Source organism: Candidatus Accumulibacter vicinus (assembly GCF_000584955.1).
Classification (GTDB): Bacteria; Pseudomonadota; Gammaproteobacteria; order Burkholderiales; family Rhodocyclaceae; genus Accumulibacter; species Accumulibacter vicinus.
Map to the genome: position 1 here is coordinate 41,474 of NZ_JDSS02000045.1, position 2,689 is coordinate 44,162.

The following is a 2,689-nucleotide window of genomic DNA, read 5'->3' on the forward strand; positions in this document are numbered from 1 at the left end:
CTTTTCCTGCGGCCGGAGAGCGCCGCCTGCTTCTGCGACGACCGGCTGGGCCGGGCGCCGCGGGCGGGCGCTGCGGAGTGATCTTCCGGTCGTTCCTCGACTGGTTCGTTCCGTCGTCCGCGCGGGCCGACGAGCGTCTCGCCGATCGCGCGCGAACGGTGGCGGGATCCCTGCTGACGATCTCGGGCACCTTGGCCCTGGTGCTCGTGCCTTTCCTCCTGGTGCGGAGCCGGCCCAGTCCGATCGAACTCGCGACTTTCGCTGCGGCGCTGGCGACCCCCGTGCTGGCTGCGCTTGCCATTCGCTGCGCGGTCAATACCACCAGCGCGCTCTTGCTGACCAACCTTGCTGGAATCGCTTGCGTCGCGATCTGGGCCGCCGTCACCGGCGGCGTTCTGTCGGTGGCGATGCCCTGGCTGATCGCCTTGCTCGCCACGCTTGGCACGTTCGGCAAGGCGCGTGTGCTGCTCGTCGCTTTTGCCGTCGACGCCGCGGTTGTCGTCGGCCTCTATCTGGGTTCGGTGAACGACCTGCTGCCGACCAACCTCGTGCCGCTCGAGGAGAGTCTGACCCTGGCGCTGATTGCCCAGCTCTCTTCGCTCGGGGTGGTCGCCATGGCGGCGAGGATCGTTGTGCGGGCCCGAGCTGCGGCCAGGGAAAGCCTCCGGCAGAACGAGCGGCGACTGCAGCGCATCGTCGATGGCTTGCCGGCGTCGATCGCCTACGCCGACCACAGCGGCAACGTGCCGCGCTATTCGTTCGCCAACCGGCGTTTCGCCGAGCGCTACGGCAGGACAGTCGAGCAAATCGCCGGCGCATCGGTGGTCGAGGTGCTTGGCGAAGCACGCTACCATCAGGTCGAGCCCTACGTACAACAGGTGCTGCGCGGGGAAGCCAGTGAATACGACCGGACCTTGTCGCTGCCGGACGGGACGACGCGCTACGACCGCATGTATCTGGTGCCCGATTGGGCCGAGGACGGTTCGGTGCAGGGCGCCTACATCTTCGGTATCGACGACAGCGAACGCAAGCGGGTGCTGATGGCGCTGCAGGAAAGCCAGGTCAGACTGGCCGAAGCGCAGGCCATGGCGCATGTCGGCAACTGGGAATACGATCTGCCGAGCGACCGCCTGGAGTGGAGCGACGAGGTGTACCGCATCTACGGGCATCAGCCGGGGAGCTTCACGCCGTTTTTCCGTACCGACTACGTCTCTGCCACGCAGGCCGAAGACCGGCCAAAACTCTTCGACGCCCTCGCCCAGGTGCTCGCAACCCATTCGCCACAGACCCTGGAGCACCGCATCGTACGGCCGGATGGTGTCGAACGGACGGTCGAGGTGCGCGCCCAAATCCTGCATACCGATTCCGCCGGCCGCATCGTCAAGCTGAGTGGTGTCGTGCAGGATGTCAGCGAGCGCAAGCAGATCGAGCGCGAACTGATCGCTGCCAGGGACGCTGCCGAAGCGGCAAGCCGCGCCAAGTCGGCGTTTCTGGCGAACATGAGTCACGAAATCCGGACCCCGATGAACGGCGTGATCGGGGTTGCGGAACTGCTCTTGCGCGAGCCTCTGGACGATCGCGCCAGGCACTACGCGGAAACCATCCAGCGTTCGGGGCGAACGCTGCTGGGCGTGCTGGACGATGTGCTGGACATCTCGAAGATCGAGGCCGGGCGTTTGGAGCTGGAATCGGCCGGCTTCGACCTGCCGGAAATGGTGCGCGAGATGGACGATCTGTTCGCCGAAGCGGCGCGTGCCAAAGGCGTACGGATTGCCGTGACGGTGTCGCCAGAGGTGCCGCGCTGGGTCAGAGGCGACCTGGTACGGTTGCGGCAGGTCTTGCTGAACCTGGTATCGAATGCCGTCAAGTTTTCCTCGCACGGGACGATCGGTGTCGATGTGCGTTGCGAGACCGACGGCAGCTTGCGCTTCGCGGTGAGCGACATGGGCATTGGTATCGCGCCGGAAAAGCAGGCCCAGATCTTCGACGCGTTTGCGCAGGCCGATCAGGGAACAACGCGACGTTTCGGCGGCACCGGGCTCGGCTTGTCGATCGCCCGTCACCTGGTCTGCCTGATGGGCGGCGACATCGGCTTGCAGAGCACGCCGGGAGAAGGTTCGTGCTTCTGGTTCCGGGTCAGACTACCGGCGGCGCCGGCGGTCACCGAGCCGCGTAGCGGCGTACCGGCAACGTCTTTTGCCAACCGACGGGTACTGGTAGCCGAGGACGAGCCGGTCAACGCCGAGGTGACGCGCGCCATGCTGATTCATTACGGAATCGACGTCGTGCTGGCTGGCGACGGCGAAAAGGCGGTCGCCGAGCATGCACGGCAACGCTTCGACCTGATTCTGATGGACTGCCAGATGCCGGGAATGGATGGTTTCGAAGCGACGCAGCGAATCCGCGAAGCGGAGAAGACAAACGGTTTGGCGCGCACGCCCGTGGTCGCGCTCACCGCGCATGCGATGGCCGGCTATCGCGCGCAGTGCCTGCAGGCCGGAATGGACGACTACCTCAGCAAGCCTTTTCCGGCGACCGCCCTGCAGGAGGTTCTGGGTCGCTGGATCGCCGTCGGTCCCTGACTCCACCCGGCACGACGGCGGACACGCCCCTGGCGGTCGCGCCGGCAAGACCGCGCCGCGCGGGGTCTGCCGATCGGCAGCCGGCGCCAGGCCGGACCGGCTGCCGG

1 protein-coding gene is annotated in these 2,689 nt (G+C 66.6%); it reads left to right on the forward strand.

Annotation, left to right across the window (positions count from 1 at the left end; all coding sequences use genetic code 11):
* The coding region (locus tag CAPSK01_RS24040; RefSeq protein ID WP_273704108.1) for an ATP-binding protein at window positions 1-2,582 on the forward strand (2,582 nt) is incomplete at its 5' end.
* Window positions 2,583-2,689 lie beyond the last annotated feature (107 nt).